At 61.4% G+C, this 17,162-nt stretch carries 19 protein-coding genes; 6 read left to right on the top strand and 13 right to left on the bottom strand.

Features of this window, described 5'->3' with window-relative positions:
• Positions 1–52 precede the first annotated feature (52 nt).
• Together J6497_RS06605 and J6497_RS06600 are read left to right on the top strand one after the other, a co-directional pair.
• Entirely contained in the window at positions 53–3,028 is a 2,976-nt protein-coding gene (locus tag J6497_RS06605; RefSeq protein ID WP_225703437.1) for an FAD-binding and (Fe-S)-binding domain-containing protein, read from the top strand.
• Positions 3,021–3,449, top strand: a complete 429-nt coding sequence (locus J6497_RS06600) for a GlcG/HbpS family heme-binding protein (protein ID WP_225703436.1) — start codon at positions 3,021–3,023, stop codon at positions 3,447–3,449. Before J6497_RS06605 ends, J6497_RS06600 begins: the two co-directional genes overlap by 8 nt.
• Positions 3,450–3,492: 43 nt before the next feature.
• Here the strand turns inward: J6497_RS06600 and J6497_RS06595 are convergent, their stop codons facing one another.
• The 10 genes from J6497_RS06595 to J6497_RS06555 all read right to left on the bottom strand — a co-directional run bounded on the left by J6497_RS06595 (position 3,493) and on the right by J6497_RS06555 (position 11,546).
• Entirely contained in the window at positions 3,493–4,275 is a 783-nt protein-coding gene (locus tag J6497_RS06595) for an enoyl-CoA hydratase/isomerase family protein (RefSeq protein ID WP_225703435.1), read from the bottom strand.
• A gap of 69 nt (positions 4,276–4,344) precedes the next feature.
• Positions 4,345–6,441 carry a molybdopterin oxidoreductase family protein gene (locus J6497_RS06590; RefSeq protein WP_225703434.1) on the bottom strand — a complete coding sequence of 699 codons (2,097 nt, stop codon included), beginning with the start codon at positions 6,439–6,441 and terminating at the stop codon, positions 4,345–4,347.
• 117 nt (positions 6,442–6,558) lie between these two features.
• Positions 6,559–6,879, bottom strand: coding sequence for a hypothetical protein (locus tag J6497_RS06585; protein ID WP_225703433.1), 321 nt, complete (start codon positions 6,877–6,879; stop codon positions 6,559–6,561).
• A 71-nt stretch (positions 6,880–6,950) separates the two neighbouring features.
• Complete coding sequence (locus tag J6497_RS06580) at positions 6,951–7,685, bottom strand: Crp/Fnr family transcriptional regulator (RefSeq protein ID WP_225703522.1); 735 nt, start codon at positions 7,683–7,685, stop codon at positions 6,951–6,953.
• Between the two features lie 328 nt (positions 7,686–8,013).
• Complete coding sequence (locus J6497_RS06575; RefSeq protein ID WP_225703432.1) at positions 8,014–8,562, bottom strand: flavin reductase family protein; 549 nt, start codon at positions 8,560–8,562, stop codon at positions 8,014–8,016.
• A 10-nt stretch (positions 8,563–8,572) separates the two neighbouring features.
• Complete coding sequence (locus J6497_RS06570; RefSeq protein ID WP_225703431.1) at positions 8,573–9,799, bottom strand: acyl-CoA dehydrogenase family protein; 1,227 nt, start codon at positions 9,797–9,799, stop codon at positions 8,573–8,575.
• 402 nt (positions 9,800–10,201) lie between these two features.
• Entirely contained in the window at positions 10,202–10,471 is a 270-nt protein-coding gene (locus J6497_RS06565; RefSeq protein ID WP_376708172.1) for a hypothetical protein, read from the bottom strand.
• 66 nt (positions 10,472–10,537) lie between these two features.
• Complete coding sequence (locus tag J6497_RS06560; RefSeq protein ID WP_225703429.1) at positions 10,538–10,696, bottom strand: hypothetical protein; 159 nt, start codon at positions 10,694–10,696, stop codon at positions 10,538–10,540.
• Entirely contained in the window at positions 10,693–10,827 is a 135-nt protein-coding gene (locus J6497_RS41180; RefSeq protein WP_283844392.1) for a hypothetical protein, read from the bottom strand. The genes J6497_RS06560 and J6497_RS41180 overlap by 4 nt, the downstream gene beginning before the upstream one ends.
• Before the next feature lie 494 nt (positions 10,828–11,321).
• Positions 11,322–11,546 (bottom strand): hypothetical protein, encoded by a 225-nt coding sequence (locus J6497_RS06555; protein WP_225703521.1) that lies wholly within the window; start codon positions 11,544–11,546, stop codon positions 11,322–11,324.
• 250 nt (positions 11,547–11,796) lie between these two features.
• On the opposite strand from J6497_RS06555, the gene J6497_RS06550 reads away from it, so the two are divergent.
• Positions 11,797–12,057, top strand: a complete 261-nt coding sequence (locus tag J6497_RS06550; protein WP_225703428.1) for a hypothetical protein — start codon at positions 11,797–11,799, stop codon at positions 12,055–12,057.
• Positions 12,058–12,196: 139 nt separating this feature from the next.
• On the top strand, positions 12,197–12,382 hold the full coding sequence (locus J6497_RS06545; protein ID WP_225703427.1) for a hypothetical protein: 186 nt from the start codon (positions 12,197–12,199) through the stop codon (positions 12,380–12,382).
• 30 nt (positions 12,383–12,412) lie between these two features.
• Here J6497_RS06545 and J6497_RS06540 read toward each other — a convergent pair whose 3' ends face one another.
• The 3 genes from J6497_RS06540 to J6497_RS06530 all read right to left on the bottom strand — a co-directional run bounded on the left by J6497_RS06540 (position 12,413) and on the right by J6497_RS06530 (position 15,026).
• Positions 12,413–12,622 (bottom strand): hypothetical protein, encoded by a 210-nt coding sequence (locus J6497_RS06540; RefSeq protein WP_225703426.1) that lies wholly within the window; start codon positions 12,620–12,622, stop codon positions 12,413–12,415.
• 112 nt (positions 12,623–12,734) lie between these two features.
• Positions 12,735–13,868, bottom strand: a complete 1,134-nt coding sequence (locus J6497_RS06535; protein WP_225703425.1) for an alpha-hydroxy acid oxidase — start codon at positions 13,866–13,868, stop codon at positions 12,735–12,737.
• 138 nt (positions 13,869–14,006) lie between these two features.
• Complete coding sequence (locus J6497_RS06530; RefSeq protein WP_225703424.1) at positions 14,007–15,026, bottom strand: GlxA family transcriptional regulator; 1,020 nt, start codon at positions 15,024–15,026, stop codon at positions 14,007–14,009.
• A gap of 62 nt (positions 15,027–15,088) precedes the next feature.
• On the opposite strand from J6497_RS06530, the gene J6497_RS06525 reads away from it, so the two are divergent.
• Complete coding sequence (locus J6497_RS06525; RefSeq protein WP_225703423.1) at positions 15,089–15,802, top strand: hypothetical protein; 714 nt, start codon at positions 15,089–15,091, stop codon at positions 15,800–15,802.
• 5 nt (positions 15,803–15,807) lie between these two features.
• Entirely contained in the window at positions 15,808–17,094 is a 1,287-nt protein-coding gene (locus tag J6497_RS06520) for an MFS transporter (RefSeq protein ID WP_225703422.1), read from the top strand.
• Positions 17,095–17,162: the final 68 nt, after the last annotated feature.

Genomic DNA, 17,162 nt, shown 5'->3' with positions numbered 1-17,162 from the left:
ATCTATTGGTTGGAGGTTTGCGGAACGGCCCTCCTGGACCACGAGACTTGGGATGAAGAACGCGTCACCGCTTGAACGCCAGCTCCGGTCAAACATCACCGGCGACGTCCTTTTCGACGCCTTCAGCCGCGGACGCTATGCGACGGACGCCTCGTTCTATCAGATCGTCCCCGAGGGCGTGGTGGTTCCCCGAACCATGGACGAGGCACTACGGGCGCTGACGATCGCGCGCGACGCCGGCCGGATCGTGACCCCCCGTGGCGGCGGCACCTCGCAATGCGGCCAAACCGTTAACCACGGTATCGTGATCGATTTCTCCCGGCACCTGAACAGAATCCTCTCGCTGGACGTGCAGAATCGGACCTGCGTCGTCGAGCCGGGCATCGTGCTCGACGATCTCAACCGCCAGCTCAGGAAGCACGGGCTGTGGTTTCCGGTCGATGTCTCCACCGCCTCGCGCGCCACCATCGGCGGCATGGCGGGCAACAATTCCTGCGGTGGACGTTCGCTGCGTTACGGCACCATGCGCGACAATACGCTGTCGATGGATGCTGCGCTTGCCGACGGCACACTCCTGCACTTCGGCGAAGTGCCGCGGGATCTGGGGCGGGTGAACTCACCGGACAGCGGACTCGCACTGTTCCGCGACATGCTTGATCTCGGCGAGCGTGACGCGGCCGAAATCGCGGACAGATTCCCGAAGGTGCAGCGCCGGGTCGGCGGCTACAATCTCGATGCGCTGGTGCCGCGCAATGCGCCGAACAACTTGGCGCATTTGTTGGTGGGCTCCGAAGGTACTCTCGCGTTCACCACCAAGGTCGAGCTCAAGCTCTGGCCGATAATCCGCAACAAGGTGCTGGGCGTCTGCCATTTCGGTAGCTTCTACGAAGCAATGGATGCGGCCCAGCATCTGGTCAAGCTACGGCCGATCGCAGTCGAACTGGTCGACCGCACCATGATCGCGCTCGGCCGCGATATCGCGATGTTCAAACCGGTCATCGCCGCCGCCGTGCGCGGTGATCCCGATGCGATCCTGGTCGTGGAATTCGCTGAGGAGGACCAGGCTGAAAATCTCGCGCGGCTGAAGCAACTCGGCGAGTTGATGGGCGATCTCGGCTTCGGCTGGGACAAGCCTCCGCGCAAATGGGGTGGCGTGGTCGAGATCGTCGAACCCGCCCTGCAAGGTGCTATCGCTGACTTCCGTGCCGCTGGCCTCAACGTCATGATGTCGATGAAGCAGGAAGGCAAGCCGGTCTCCTTCGTCGAGGATTGCGCGGTGCCGTTGCCGCATCTCGCTGATTACACCGACCGGCTTAATGCCGTGTTCGCCAAGCGTGGCACGAGCGGCACGATGTATGCTCACGCCTCCGAAGGCTGCCTGCATGTCCGCCCCGTCCTTAATCTCAAGCTCGAAAAGGACGTCAAGGCGATGCGCGCCATCGCCGAAGAGGCGTTTGCCTTGGTGCGCGAATACAAGGGCTCCCATTCCGGCGAGCATGGCGACGGGCTGGTTCGGTCGGAATTTCACGAGACGATGTTCGGCTCGCGCATTGTCGCCGATTTCAAAGAAGTCAAACACCGGTTCGATCCGAACGACGTGCTTAACCCCGGAAAGATCGTCGATCCGCCAAGGATGGATGACCGTTCGTTGTTCCGCTACTCGCCGCAGTACAAGGTCAACGAGCTGAAGACAGTACTTGACTGGTCGGCTTACCCCGGCGCCGGCGGGGGTTTCCAAGGCGCCGTCGAGATGTGCAACAATAACGGCGCTTGTCGGAAGCTCGAGGGCGGCGTGATGTGCCCGTCCTATCGTGCGACCCGAAACGAGAAGGACGTCACGCGTGGACGCGCCAACACGTTGCGGCTGGCCATCTCCGGGCAGCTCGGACCCGACGCGCTTTCATCGGACGAGATGATGGAGACGCTGAAACTCTGCGTCTCCTGCAAGGCCTGTCGACATGAATGTCCGACCGGGGTCGACATGGCAAAAATGAAGATCGAGGTGTTGGCTGCGCGGGCGGCGAAACACAGGCTCTCGCTCCGCGACCGGCTGATTGGCTATTTGCCGCGCTATGCGGGTCTAGCGTCCCGCTTCGCGCCGCTTGCGAATTGGCGCAACAGCAGCCGCTCTCTCCGCGCGCTGTTCGAGAGGTTCGCCGGCATCAGTTCGAAGCGGTCGCTGCCGGCATTCCGGCGCGATGTCTTCAAGACAGAGGCGGAAGTCTTTGGTGCGGAAGGGGGCCATGAAGTGGTGCTGTTCGCCGATACCTTCAACCGCATCTATGAGCGCGAGAACCTCGATGCCGCCTTGCGTGTGCTCGTGGAGGGCGGCTATCGCGTTCATCTTCCGGGGCCCATCGATCGCGCCCGGCCACTTTGCTGTGGGCGCACCTTTCTCTCGGCCGGTATGGTCGATCAGGCTCGTATCGAATTGGATAGGCTGGTCGCCACATACGCTCCTTTCGCAGCGCGCGGAGTGCCGATCGTCGGTCTCGAGCCGAGTTGCCTCTTGACGCTGCGCGACGAACTGCTCTCATTGCGTTCCGACGAGGTTGCAAGAAACATCAGCGTCCATGCCCTCCTCTTCGAGGAGTTCTTGGTACGCGAAGGCGAGGCGGGCCGCTTGCGGCTACCGCTTGGCGCCATTGCCGACAAAGCCCTGGTTCATGGCCACTGCCATCAGAAATCATTCGGCGCGTTCAAACCGGTCGAAAAAGTGCTGCGCCTTGTCCCGGACCTGACTGTCGAAAGTATCGAGTCCAGCTGTTGTGGCATGGCCGGCGCGTTCGGCTATGGCGCCGACACCTACCAGGCCTCGATCGATATGGCTGAACTCTCTCTCCTTCCCACCGTCCGCCGCGCCGACGATACGACGCTGATCGTTGCTGACGGCACCTCGTGCCGACACCAGATCAGGGATGGCACTGCACGTCCCCCGTTCCATGTTGCGCGCGTGCTCGCCATGAGCCTGGATCGTGCAAAAGCCGAAAGCCTCTCCTCCCCCGCAAAGGAACTCCCTCATGACTGAGCTTACGCTTGATGTTGCACGAAAGATCCTCGACGCCGCGCTTGCCAAGGCGCTCGAGAAGAAACTCAAGCCGCTTGTCATCACCATTCTCGATGTGCGCGGCGCCATCAAGCTCACCGCAGCGCAGGACGGGACCAGCCTGATGCGCGCCGAGATCGCGCATGGCAAAGCCTACGGTGCACTGGCCCTCGGCATGGGGTCACGGGCATTGTTTCAGCGCGCACAAGAGCAGGCTTATTTCATCGGCGCCGTCAATGCGCTGGCGCAGGGCCGCCTGGTACCGGTGCCCGGCGGCGTACTCATTCTGGATGGCACCGCCCTGCTGGGTGCCGTTGGCGTGAGCGGTGACACCTCGGACAATGACGAGATCTGCGCGATCGCGGGCATCGAAGCAGCAGGGCTGAAGGCAAATCCGGGCTAGGCGGACAGCGTTCCGAGCCGGCGGCCCTTTCCTGGATCGGCTTTTATCGACCGGGCCAGGAGGGCTTGCGCTTTTCGCTGAACGCCTTGAGGCCCTCCTTGGCATCCTCGGTCATGGCCAAGAGGGCGATCTGGCTCTCAGTATAGGCGATGCTCTCATCGAATGACATCGAGGCGATCGCGCGCATAGCGTATTTGCCACGCCGGATCGCGGTCGGCGACTTGTCGACGATGCGGCCGATCAACCACTCGACCTTCGCGTCAAGCTCGGTGGCCGGCACCACATAGTTCAGCAGCCCTGCGGCCTGCGCGGCCTTGGCGTCAAAGGGCTCGCCGGTCAGCGCCCATTCGTTGACAAGGCGTGGGGGCGCCATCGACTGCAAAACGCTCATCACCTGCATCGGGAAGACGCCGACCTTCACCTCCGGAAGGCCGAAGATCACGTGGTCGGCGGCCACGGCCATGTCGGTCATACATAGCAGGCCCATGCCGCCGGCCATGCACACGCCGCCTACGCGCGCGATCGCGGGTTTGGTCGAATTTTGCGAGAGCCGCAACAGATCGGCGTAGTCGACGTTCGGCTTGGCATAATCCATCGCGAAGGCGGCGCCGCTGTTCTGCAGGTCGGCCCCGGCGCAAAAGGCCTTGTCGCCTGCTCCCGTCAGCACGATGACGCGAACCTCGCTGTCAGCATGAGCATCGCGGTAGCCTCTTGCGATACCTGCGATCACGTCGCCATTGAGGGCGTTGCGCTTGTCCGGCCGGTTGATCGTGATCCAGAACGCCTGGCTCCGCTTCTCCAGGATCACACTGCTGCTCTCGGTCATGTTGCCCGCCTGTTCTTACCGTCTCCGGCAACCATTTGCGGCAGGACCGCGGCCGACTGCAAGAGCGATTTAAGCCGAAACCTCAGCCTTCCTGATCCAGACCTTGTTGTCGTGGAATGCGGCCCCACCAACGGGGGCGACCGTCTCGGCACCAGTCAGCATATTGATGCCACGGCCACCGATATGGGCCTTGTTTGGATGGATGGATTCGGCGATCAGCACCCCGCGGCGCAAGCCATCGAACAGTCTTGCCGTTAGCGTCGTTTCGCCGCGCATATTGCCAAGCGTCACCGCATCGCCGTCAGCAATCGAAAGGGCGGCAGCGTCGTCCGGATGGATCATCACCGCCGGCTTACCCTCGCGGGCCCGGGATCCCGGCGTCTCATTGAAACTCGTGTTGAGATAGCTCCGTGACGGCGAGGTCGCGAGCCGGAACGGATGCTCCGTGTCGGCCTCCTCAATAATGGTCCAATGATCGGGTAGCGACGGCATCTGGTCCCATGGGCCGAGACCGGCGATTCCGAAAGGCGGGCGGGCCCAATCGGCCTTGAAGTGGAACTTCTTGTCCGCATGTGCAAAGCCGTCGAGGTAGTGCGAGGTACGGAAATCCGGCTGGATGTCACGCCACAAATCCGCCTCCAGCCTCTCGATATCACCATGGCCGCTCTTCTTCAGCGTCACGTCGATCAATTCACGCGGCGACATCTCAAAGCCGGGATGGAGCGCATTGAGGCGGCTCCCCAGCGCCTGAATTACTTGATGGTTGCTGCGGCATTCGCCTGGAGGCTCGATCAGCTTGGGCCCAACCGAGATGTGCTGATGACCGCCGCCGTAATAGAGATCATCGTGCTCCATGAACATTGTCGCGGGCAGGACGATATCGGCCGTGGCCGCCGTCTCGGTCATGAACTGCTCGTGGACGGCCACGAACAAGTCGTCGCGGGCAAACCCTTTGCGCACCAGCGTCTGCTCCGGCGCCACGGTCATCGGATTGGTGTTCTGGATCAGCATCGCCTTGACCGGCGGTCCGCCCTTCAAGGCCTCGGCGTCGCCGGTCAGGATACGTCCAATCCTCGACTGATCGAGCCAGCGCGTGGTGCGGTCGATCGCTTCATGCCCCTCGATCACGGACTCGTCGAATCTCCAGATTGCGGCATTGTTGAAGAACGCACCGCCACCTTCATATTGCCAGGCACCGGTCACTGCCGGGATGCAGAGCGCCGCATGCATTTGCGCCGCGCCATTTCGGCTTCGCGTGAAGCCGTAGCCCAAGCGGAAGAACGAGCGTTTGGTCTGGCCGACCAGACGGGCGAAAGCCTCGATCTCCTCCACCGGCACGCCTGATATCGACGAAGCCCATTGGGGCGTCCTGTTGGCGAGATGCGCCTCCAATTCGTCCGGGCAGTCCGTATAGCGATCCATGTAGGCGCGATCCGCGTATCCTTCGCGAAACAGCACATGCATGACGCCGCAGGCGAAAGCAGCGTCCGTACCAGGCCGCAGGATGATCTTCACGTCAGCCTGCTTCACCGTATCATTGTTGTAGATGTCGATCGCGGCAACCTTGGCGCCCCGCTCTTTCCTGGCGCGCATGGCGTGCGTCATGACGTTGACCTGGGTGTTCACCGGGTTGGTTCCCCAGATCACGACGAGGTCGGAGACGCCCATTTCACGCGGATCGACGCCCGCGATCTTGCCGGTACCGACCGAAAATCCGACACGCGCGATGTTCGCGCAAATCGTGGAATAGAAGCGGGAGTATTTTTTGACATGCGCGAGGCGATTGATGCCATCGCGCATCACGAGCCCCATGGTGCCAGCGTAGTAATAGGGCCAGACCGATTCGGCGCCGAATTCGCGTTCGGCCGCATCGAAGCGCGCGACGATCTCGTCTAGCGCCTCGTCCCAGGAGATCCGGGCAAACTGGCCCAAGCCCTTCGGCCCGGTTCGCCGCATTGGGTAAAGCAGCCGCTCGGGATGGTGGATACGCTCGGCGTAACGCGCAACCTTGGCGCAGACGACACCCGCCGTATAGGTCTGTAATTTTGAGCCGCGGACCCGACCAATCGAGCGTTCCTCGATCACCTCGATGTCGAGCGCACAGGCCGACGGGCAATCGTGCGGACAGGTTGAATGGCGAATTTCGATCTTGGCGCGTTCGTTCATGTCAAATAGGTAACATCAAATTCCGGTCCCGCCGAGGGGGATTTGTCGGGAATTTGAGTGCGAGACAGGGCATAAGCCGTACAGCGGGGCCAAACCAGGTTCCGCGAAGCGCCGACGTCAATCGCCACGGATCGTGCGGAATCGCATTGTCGGCTGCGCAAGTCGTGTCGGCCGGGGATCGTCCGGTACGATGTCCGGACCGACGAAGTCTGGGCCGACAGATTCGGCTTGCGCCGTATCCGAGACCCAATTCACGGCCGATGGATGACTAACCACCATGCCGATCAGAGCAATGACGATGAGCAACGGCAAAGCAATAAGCTTGATGCTCCAGCTTTGATAGATGTTCTGATCGTCATCAGGCGGCTCGAATGAGTCGTGCATGAGTCTCTCCACATTGCGGATGTGGTCCGCAATGCCTCGGTTAGCGCGACGCACGCCGGCCCCCTGTGAACAGCCTCACAGGTGCCACGAGCTCACCGACTTGTGAGAGATATCACGGAGCGAAGCTATTCGCTGCCGTTTTCCGATCCAGAATCGACTAGCGTCTGTAGTTCTTCCGGCTTCAGCACCACGATCGCGCCATGCTCGAGCCGCACCCAGCCACGCGTGGCCCAAACCCGAAGCTGTTTGTTGATGCTTTCACGGGTCATGCCGACCATCTCACTGATCTCTTGTTGGGTGATGGCAATGACACGACTTTGCGGCTCAGGCTTGTGCTTTTCAGTAAGGCGAAGCAAGGCGCTGGCGAGCCGACCGGGCAGATCTTGAAGGATAACCTGTTCGACTTGATCGCTGGTCCAGCGCAGCCGTCCGCACAGCAGTTCGATGAACTTCATCGCAAGCGCGGGCTGGCTGCGGACGAAGGGAATGAATTCGCGCCGATCAATAATGAAAAGCTCGCAATTGCTGTTTGCGGTAGCGTCGGCCGTCCGCGACCCTGCATCGAGCACTGCGATCTCGCCGAAGATCTCCCCGGCCTCGATCAAGTTCAGGATCGCGTTGCGGCCATCAGGCGAGGAGATGCTGATTTTCACCGTGCCCGATATGACTGCAAACAGGCTTGTGCCTGGATCTCCCTTCGAGAAGATCGCAGCCCCACGTTTCAGCGTCGTGTGCTTGGCGTAGCGACAGAGCTGCTCGAACGCCTCGGGTTCGAGATCGACAAAATACGGATGTTTGCGGAGGACCGACAATTTGCTGGTCGAAAATCCGCGAGTCTCGCCCGTTTTATCCTGGGGCACGCTCGTTACAACTCCGAAAGCAAAAACTGCTTGGGATGTGGTTCTTCCGTAAGCAACCGAAACCGGCTTTTCAACCGAAAAACGGCTTTCCACGTCAGTGTGAGTGTACCGCTCCGACCCTGACGTGGGAAGCCAGCCGTCTAAAGACCATTTCTTGTCTCGCGCAGGTAGCTCTCGTCTGCGCCTGCCACTTGCAGGACACGTGCGACCGGTTCGACAACTCTACGACAAACTTAACTAATTTCGGCTGCCGCTTCCAAAGTGACCGCGCCGATTTGGTGGAGCGCTGCCGTGCATCCCGGGCTTCGTCACCCGAGGCTATCCCGGTCTATTTGCCGCCTTCGTCTGCGAGAAAGCGACCGAACGTCCCGCGCGCAAACAGCAAGGGATCATGGCGGTTGTAGGAATAGGCCTCGACCGCACCCAAGAATATGACGTGATCGCCACCATGATAGCGATTGACGGCACGACATTGAAAGTTGGCGACACTTTCGGCGATGACGGGCGCATTCCCCAATCCGGGCGTCCAGCTCACGCCAGCAAATTTGTCGGCTACGGATTTTGCAAATTGCGACGCCAATGCCTGCTGGGATGCACCAAGTACATTGACCGTGAAGTGGCTCGCATTCTGGAAGATAGGCAGGCCCTGCGAGAACAGGCCAAGGCTCCACAACACCAGCGGCGGATTTAGCGACACCGACGCAAAGGAGTTGCAGGTGACGCCATATGGTTTGCCGTCCGCGGCCATCGCTGTGACGATTGTGACGCCGGTTGCGAATGTGCCCAAGGCATTCCGAAAATCCCGTGGGTCGATCGGCGAGTTGCCGCTGGCAAATTCGTTGGCCGGGTCGGCCGGATGCTTGGGTACGTCAGACATCCGGTGAACCTCAGAGCGTCAGATTTTCGGACGGCAAGCCTAGCGCCACACGTCCATAGTTGGTCCCTGCCGCATCGAAATTGAAGGCAAGGTGTGAATTGACCGCATGGGCGTCGCGAAACTGCCGCTGCAACGTACCTGACGTGAAAAGGCTGCGCGCTCCGCTCGCGGCAAACAACAGCGACACCGCCTCGCTACAGAGATTGACCGAGAAAGCGCCATCACGCCGCAGCCTGGTCTTGGCGGCGATATCGGAGATATGGCCGCTCCGTGCATTCGCCATCGCGCCAATGCAGTTTGCTCGCATGATCAGGCGCGCCGCGTCGATCTTGGCGGAAGCTTCCGCGATCTTGATCTGTGTGCTCTGCATATCGCCAAGCTTGGCGCGATTGGAGGTCGAAACGCGGTGGCGGGCGATCTCGATATAGTCGTCGAGACAGGCCTGCGCATTGCCGAGAGCAACGCCTGACAGGACATAGGGAAACAGCGCGAATACCGGCAATGCGTAGAGCGGGTTCGGGTTGACCGACCTGCCAGGTGTCGGCCCGCCCGTGAGATCGCTCACCGCGATCGACATCACATTTGCGACAAAGGCTTCCTCAACCTCGACCTCGTTCGATCCGGTCCCACGCAGGCCGGTCGCGTTCCAGATATCCTTGATCCTGTAGTCTCGCCGGTTGAGCAGGAAGATCCGATATTCGACTCCATCGGCCTCGTCATCGGAGGAGACGACGCTGCCAAGCATATTCCATTCGCAAGATTCGACACCCGACGAGAATGGCCAGCTTCCGGTCAGCACGTGGCCTCCGTCGACCTTCCGCGCGCGGCCGGCGGGGAATATGAAGGAGGACGCAATCAGCGCGTTGGGTTCCTTGCGCCAGACCACATCCTGCGCCTGTGGATCGAACATCCCGAGCATCCAGTGGTGGCTCGCAAGGTTGGCGAAATTCCACGCTACGGAAGCATCGCCCTGCCCCAGCGCATCGGCACAATCGATCAGCGCGACGTAGTCGAGCTCCGCGCCGCCGACGCGCTTCGGCTGCAGGATCCGATACAGGCCGGCGCTATGCAGGTCGTACTCGGTTTCCGGCGGCAGGCGTCGTAATTCCTCGGTCCTTGCCGCTCGCTCGCAAAGTGCAGGAATGAGGGCCCTGGCGCGGGCAACCATGGCCGCATAATCTTCTGCTTGCCGCTCGGTAGGCGAGCTTCCATCGGGCGTGCGGCCTGCTGTTGCCATTGGCGTTTTCCCGCTCGGCCGTTCTGATTCCAAAGTGGCCAAGACCGTCAGCAGTTTAGCCCTTGAACGGCGTCAATCAAGACGTCTCTGACATACGGCCGGTCGATCCGGTCGTGCCCATTCCAGCCCAAAGAGTATGGGCGCGCCCAACTGGTTACGGACCGTTCGCAGCTGTTGGCCGCTCTTCATGGTGCTAGAGGCAAAGCAAAGTTCGACGGCTCAGCAGCATCGAAGCCTGGCATCAATGTCCATCGTTGAACTTGAGGTAGACGGCGCGAAGAACGCTGAGACAGTCCGCGACGTCCCGATCGCCCATCGACCTCGACACATCGTGGGTCTCCCCAATCGTGCGCCGCTTGCGGACTCCGCTCCATATTCTGCGATGTTAGATCAATTGCGTTGTCATTTGCCGAGCGCCGAATCGAGCCCGAGCCAAACCGCCGCAAGCAGCGCGGTGGCAATAACAGTGATCACCGCTTTCAAGGTGTAGGTCTGCGCCTGCTCCACGCTCCGGCGCCAGCGGCGAAGGTATTGTAGGTCGGCGCGCAGTTCCTGCCGATCCTCCTGTTCGATGCCAAACGACATCAAGGTCGTCGCCACCGTCTTCAGAACCGCAGCGTCGATCTCCTCGCGACGGATTAGCTGTTGTTCAGCCAACGGCTGAGCGAAGATATCCCGGAGCGCCGTTCTGGTATGACTGCGTGCGAGCGAGCGGATCTCGGTAACGGTCTTTGCCACTTAAATCTCGTGCAGATCAGGAAGTTCCTCCGGCGGCGCGTCTGTCTTCTCGATGACGCCATCGGCCGGCGGCGCTGAAAGGAAAGCAATGGTCGGAAAGTCGGTTTGTTCGCAGTCGCGGTGCGGCAGCCGAATGAACCGGATGATCTCCACACTCATTCGAACGCCTCGCACAGCGTGATGGTGACCAGCCCTGCGCGCGTCGGCGATATCAGATAGGCGGTCATGTCAGCGTCGTTCTCAACTGCTGTCTGGCGAAGCGGGGCGATGAAGCGACTGAAGTATTTCAATCATGTCGCTTCGCGCAGTGACGTATTTGGGCTGCGGCAGATCGCCCGGGAGACGGCGATCATTTGGGCGCGAACCTTATCCCCTCGGGTTGTCGGGGGCCGCATGCGGCGGTGGCACGTTGGCGCCACGCCGCGGGCCGGCGCGTTCGCGCGCCGGCCGATCGACGGTGAAAGTGGTTCGGACGACGGCGCGCTTGCGACGCGCGGGGGCGTCGGGCATGGAGATGTGGCGTCGCGACGCGCAGGCCGTCGTCCGATTCGAAAAACCCAAAGAAGAAAAACCCAAAGAAAAAGCCCGCCGCAGATTTCTCCGCGCGGGCTTCACAATGTTTGCGAATGATGTCCTTATGCCCCTGATTTGCCCGACGTGTCAACGTCGATGTCGACCTGGCACAGAGCCAGCGATCCGGCTGCACATCGGTGGTCCCATGCTGTGACAACAAAATGCCCGCAGCAATTATTTCCGCTGCGGAAAGTGAGACTAGCCTCGAGGCCTATTGCGGCACCCTGGGGTTGACCGGGTGCGCGGGCTTCGGTCCGGGCGGAACAGGCTCAATCGGCGGCTTCGGCTCCGTCGGCATTACCGTAGCGCCTGCCGCCCGCGCCGCTTCGCCTGTTGTGGAATAGTTGGCCGTCTCGGCAGGCTGCACCTTCGGCTTGCTCCATGGACCATGATCGACCACCAATATGCCGAGCACACCGGCGGCTGCTACCGCCATTGCCACCAAGAGCGGTACTCCGCCGTGCCGGTTCGAACGATTTCCGACCAAAGGATTCTTCTCCTCTCCATCGAATGCGTCTAGCCGAATAAACAAAGCCCTGCCGGGCTCCGAGGTTCCGCGTTCACCAGACCGAACTGGACTGCATGCAGCGGAACAAATTGGCCATTGACGCATTTGGTCGACTAACGCCGGGAAGAGCCTTAGGCGCAGCCTGCGCTGCCAGTCCAGATCTCGTGAGGTTCGAGCCGTGAATTTCGAAACACCCGAATCGCCGCTGCAGCCAAGCCTTGGCGAACGCGCAATCGACACCGCAACCGACGTATCGCGCACGATTACGGAAGTTTCCGACGGGCTCCGAGCTGCGATCGACCGGCTCAGCGACGCAATCAAAACCTCGCGTCAACCCGGCGGTACGCTTTCCACGATCAGCGCGATCACCCGCGAAGCGCCGCTAACGAGCCTGCTCGTCGCATTCCTGTTCGGCGTCGCGGTGGCACGTCGCCGCTAAGCTTCCGTTCTACCCCAGCGACAACCTGCTCCGGAATCGAACCGGATTCCAATAATGGCTGTAATGTGGCACAGTGATTCGGTGAGTTGCTCGTTCACAGGTTAGTGGCGTTGCGTCTCTTGGGGACATGGGGGATCCAATGCTGCGGACATTCCGGCCGACGCCGACCTGCACGCGATTCAAGACCAGCATCGAAATGCCGTGCATGAAATGCGGCGCTCAGATGAGCCTCGCATTGATCGAGCCGCGAGATCAGGTTTACGATGTGCTCACCTATCGCTGCACGCCTTGCGCTTCGGATGAGAGCTTCCTGCAGGCCCGCTAGAGGTGCTTTTGCCGGCCCAAGCCTGCATCATCAGCCACCAAGCACCGCCATGCCGGCTTGGGTGAGAACAGTATCCTCGTCCTGCAGCTCGATCAGACCGAGTTCGCTTAGGACGCGCAGGTCCTCGTCGCTCGCAGGCGACATCTTCAGGCGGCAGGCTTGGATGTCCCGCAACGCCCAGCGCAGCGCAATGGCTCTCTCGAGAGAGAAATCTGCGAACGGGTTATCTGCCATTCGCATCGACTATTCCGGCATTCTCGTGTTCCGCTTCTCGGACGCTGGGCATAGCTCCGATAACGCGACAGACGCCTTCGCGTTCCCTCGCCTCTTCCGCCGATCGGAAATGCTGCCGCTAGTAGCGATACGGCTCAATATCCAACAATGGAAACGCGCTGAACACGCCGGGCAGGTTGGTCGCCGTCGCGGGATGCAGGTAGGACTTGTCGAGTTCGGCGAAGCTGGTCACGCCGAGCAGACCGAGGCAGCGGATCACCTCGTCCTCCAACAGATCCAGCATCCGGACGATCCCCCGCTCGCCGGCGGCGGCCAGCGCCCAGCATTGCAGGCGGCCGATGCCGACGAGATCGGCGCCCAAGGCAATCGCCTTCACGATATCAGTGCCGCGGCAGAACGAGCCATCGACCATGATCTTGGCGCGGCCCCTCACCGCCTCGACAATCTCCGGCAGGACCTGCATGGCGCCACGGCCGTGATCAAGCTGACGGCCTCCATGATTGGACACGTAGATCCAGTCGACACCGTGATCGAGCGCGATGGCTGCATCTTCCGCGGTGGCGATACCCTTGATAATCAGCGGTATCCTGAACTTGTCCTTGATCAACTTCACCGTCCGCCATTCCAGCCCTTTCTGGAAGTCGCCCCCGGTGGCGCGAATACGGCTTTCCCGAACGTACCGCTTCGCAATATCGCGCTCGCGGCGGCTGTAATGGGCGGTATCGACGGTAAGGCAGAACGCGGAATAGCCGTTGGCAACACTGCGGCTGACGACGTCCTCGACGAAAGCATCATCCCCGCGGACATAGAGCTGGAAAATGCGCAGGGCGTCGGGGGCGGCTTTCGCGGTACTCTCAAGCCCGGGCTCGGACACTGAGCTCAGCATATGCGCCGCGCCGAATGTGCCGGCGCCGCGGGCAACCGCCGCCCCGGCCGCGGGATCGAAGATTTCGAGCGCACCGACCGGCGCGAGCATCACCGGCAGTCGCAATTTGCGCCCGAGCACCTCCGTTGAAGTATCGACGTGAACGACGTTGCGCAGCACACGCGGCCGGAATGCAATCTCGTCCAGCGCCATCCGGTTGCGCCGCAGCGTGGTCTCGGTCTCGGAGGCACCAACGATGTAATCCCAAGCGTTCTGGTTCAGCCTGGCGCGGGCCTTGCGGACAAATTCGTGCAGGTTCTGATATTCTTCGCCGCTGGCCCCAAGTTCGACATTGCGCGCCGGCCCAATGGAGGTCCCGTCATTCATGGTGGTTTCTCTCCCGTTTTGGCCGGCACATTAGCCGCAGATAAGCAGCAAAAGCTACCGCCTTGAGCGGATAATTCCCGGACGCGAACGAAAGGCTGCTATTCGCCTGCAGCGACCGTCTGCTGATAGAACCAGGGCTCAACCGCCCGAAAAGCGGTTTCTATATTCGGTCGGCGATACGCCGAGATGCCGCAGGAAGGCGCGCCGCATTCGCTCGTCGTCGCCGAAGCCAGCACGTTTTGCGACCTCCACGACGCCGCGTATCTGCCGGCTCTCCAGCAACAGCCGAGCGGTTTCGACGCGGAGTGCCTCGACGCCAACTGCCGGCGTCATGCCGGTACGGCTGGCATAGGTGCGAGCGAAGGTGCGCGGGGTCATGCCGGCCTTCGCTGCCAACGTCTCCACCCGGAGATCGCTGGCGACGTTTTCGATGATCCAGGCGTGAAGCGCGCTGAAGCGACCCTCGACGTCGGAAGCCTGCGCCGCAAGCACCGTCGAGAACTGGCTCTGACCACCCGGCCGCTTCAGAAACACCACCAGTCGCCGGGCGACATCGAGCGCAATCGTATGGCCGAAATCCTCTTCGATCATGGCGAGCGCCAGGTCGATGCCGGCGCTGACGCCGGCCGATGACCACACGTGGCCGTCCTTGACGAAGATCGCATTGGGCTCGACGCGAACATCTGGAAAGCTGTCCTGCAGCCGCGGGCAATAGCGCCAGTGCGTTGCAGCGCGCTTGCCGTCCAGCACACCGGTCCAGGCGAGCGCGAAAGCCCCGAGACAGACCGAGGCAATCCGGCGCGCCTGTGGCAGCACCTGCGAAATCCATTTCATCAAGCGAGCGTCTTTGCGGATCTCCCAAATGCCAGGACCGCCCGGGATCACCAGCGTGTCGATCTGGTGCGGCGGCACGCTGCTGATCGGAACGGTGTCGATCATCATCCCCACATCGGTCGAAACCAGTCCGCCCGAGGTGGACAGATAGGAAAGTGAATATCCGGGGCCCGGCAATTCGATCGCCTCCAATTCGGCGAACACCTGCGCCGGGCCGGAGATATCGAGCAGCGTCACGCCAGGGAAAGCGACAATCGCAATCCGCCGCCTCGCCGCCTGCGGGCGCGGAGGGAGCCGTCGGGATTTGGCAGCTTTCGAGGGCATATTGTCCTTTAAGCCATTCGAGGCTGGCCTGTATAGCTCTCCATGGACAGTGGAGTTCTGCCATGGTGCGAAAGCTCGGCAGCCAATACCAGGCGATCAACTCGCCCTGGACCGGTTATGCGGTCTATAGTTTTCCGGATGCGTCCTGCATCTCCGCTTCCGATCGCCAGCCGCTGATGGACGCCATGAACGGCATCATCGCCGTAAACTGGAAGGCGAGCGAACCGCACTGGACGGCAAGCTCCTCCCCCTTCGACGGCAAGTATAGCCTCATCCTTGTGTTTGACAGCTTGGGACTGGCGGCTTTTTCCGTCTATCGCGTGCTGCAGATGTCATGCGGGCCTGCGGTCTATCGCTGTGGCACCGAGGTACTTCCTGCTCATCAGGGGCGCGGTCTGTACGGCTTCTTCACCCAGGAAGTGCTGAAGCGCGCAGGCTCCGCGGCAAAGGGGATTGGCGGCCTGTTCTACGGTTGGCGGACACGCAATCCAATCGTCTGGGCAGCCAATGCCAAGATCTGCGAGAAGGTCACACCTTCGCTGCTCGACGGCATCAGGGATTCCGCCCTGCAAGCAGCCTGCGTTGAGATGTGCGCGATACTCTATCCGGGCAAACCGCTCGAGGTGCCGGCAATGATCATGCGTGGCGCCTACGGCCACATCAGGCACCATCGGCAGGCTTACCGTGGCACGGCATCACTGGTCGATGCGGCGATGGCCCGCATCATTCCAGATTCAGCGGACGCATTGTTCTCGGTTGGATATGCGGGGGTGTGATGTCGATGCTGGGTCAGCAAACCGCATACGCCCCGACGGCCTCGAGGCTCCGTGACCGTGCCTATTTGGCCTGGGGGTCGGTAGCCGTCGCCTACGCCATCGCTTTCCTGCAGCGCGTCTCACCGCAATCGGTCAATCTGAGCCTGATGCATGACTTCGGCACCGACGCCGCTGGCGTCGCGATGCTCGCCTCCGGCTATTTCTGGGGCTACACGCTGATGCAGATTCCGGCCGGCCTTCTGGTCGACCGCTACGGCGTCAAGCGCGTGGTGCTGGCCAGCATGGCTGCTTCGTCACTGGGCAGTGCAGCCTTTGCGCTGGCTCCGAACCTGCTTGATGTCTTCGCCGCGCGTCTGATCGTCGCCTGCGGCGACGCGCTGGTGTTCACCGCGCTGCTGAAGCTGGTCGCGCAGAACTTCTCGGACGAGCGGTTCGGCATCATGTCGGGCATCTCGCAAGTATCGGGCTATGTCGGAGGCGTGATCGCGACGACACCGCTTGCAGCCGCTGTGACCGGATTTGGATGGCGCGCCTGCTTTCTGTTTATTGCCGCTATCGGCCTCGCCAATCTCGTTGCCGCCAAGTTCGCGCTGAAGCCAGATCCGGTGTCATCCAGCAACAAGACGCTCAAGAGCGTCATCGGCGCCGCGCGGCAATCCTTGTCGCATGTGGCCAATTGGGGATGCGCCATGACCTTCGCGTCCCATTTCGCGGTCGTAACGACGTTGTCGGGCGTGTGGGGCATTCCGATGGTGGCGCATTTCTTCAACATTTCGCCGACCGCCGCCGCAACCCCGCTGCTTGCCTTCATGATCGGCAACGCCGTCGGCTCCATCTTCCTCGGTCACGCGGCCGACCGTACGGCCGCGCTCGACGCCGCGCTGATCCGGATTTGCGTGTTACGTATGATCCTGGTCGCGATGCTACTGCCGCCGATCGCCAAGGCATTTGGCCTTGTTTACGTCACCGTGGTGTTCACCACCCTCGGCCTGGTCGCCGGCGGAACGGTACCCCTCGTGCTCAAATGCACCAAGCGGCTCTACACTGCCGACCTTATCGGAGTCGGCGCATCCGTGAACACGACAGCGGCCGGAATCTTCGCCGGCATCGCGCAACCGATCATCGGGTTCGCCATGCTTGTCGCGAGCCACTTCGCCGGAATCGGAACCGCACACGGTACAGCCGCGATCGGTGACGCCGGCTACGGCGCCTTGATCGCAATTTTGCTGCTCATGTCGCTGCCCGGGATTGCCGGACCGCTGTTGATGAGAAGCAAACTGATAGTTCAGTAGTGGCGTTAACAGTATAGGGGCAGTTATGGAGCGTTTGTTCTTGAGAAGAGGAGAAGTTGCTTCGAAAT

The sequence above is a fragment of the Bradyrhizobium cenepequi genome (assembly GCF_020329485.1).
Taxonomy (GTDB): Bacteria; Pseudomonadota; Alphaproteobacteria; order Rhizobiales; family Xanthobacteraceae; genus Bradyrhizobium; species Bradyrhizobium cenepequi.
This window is presented reverse-complemented; position numbering and strand designations above follow the sequence as displayed.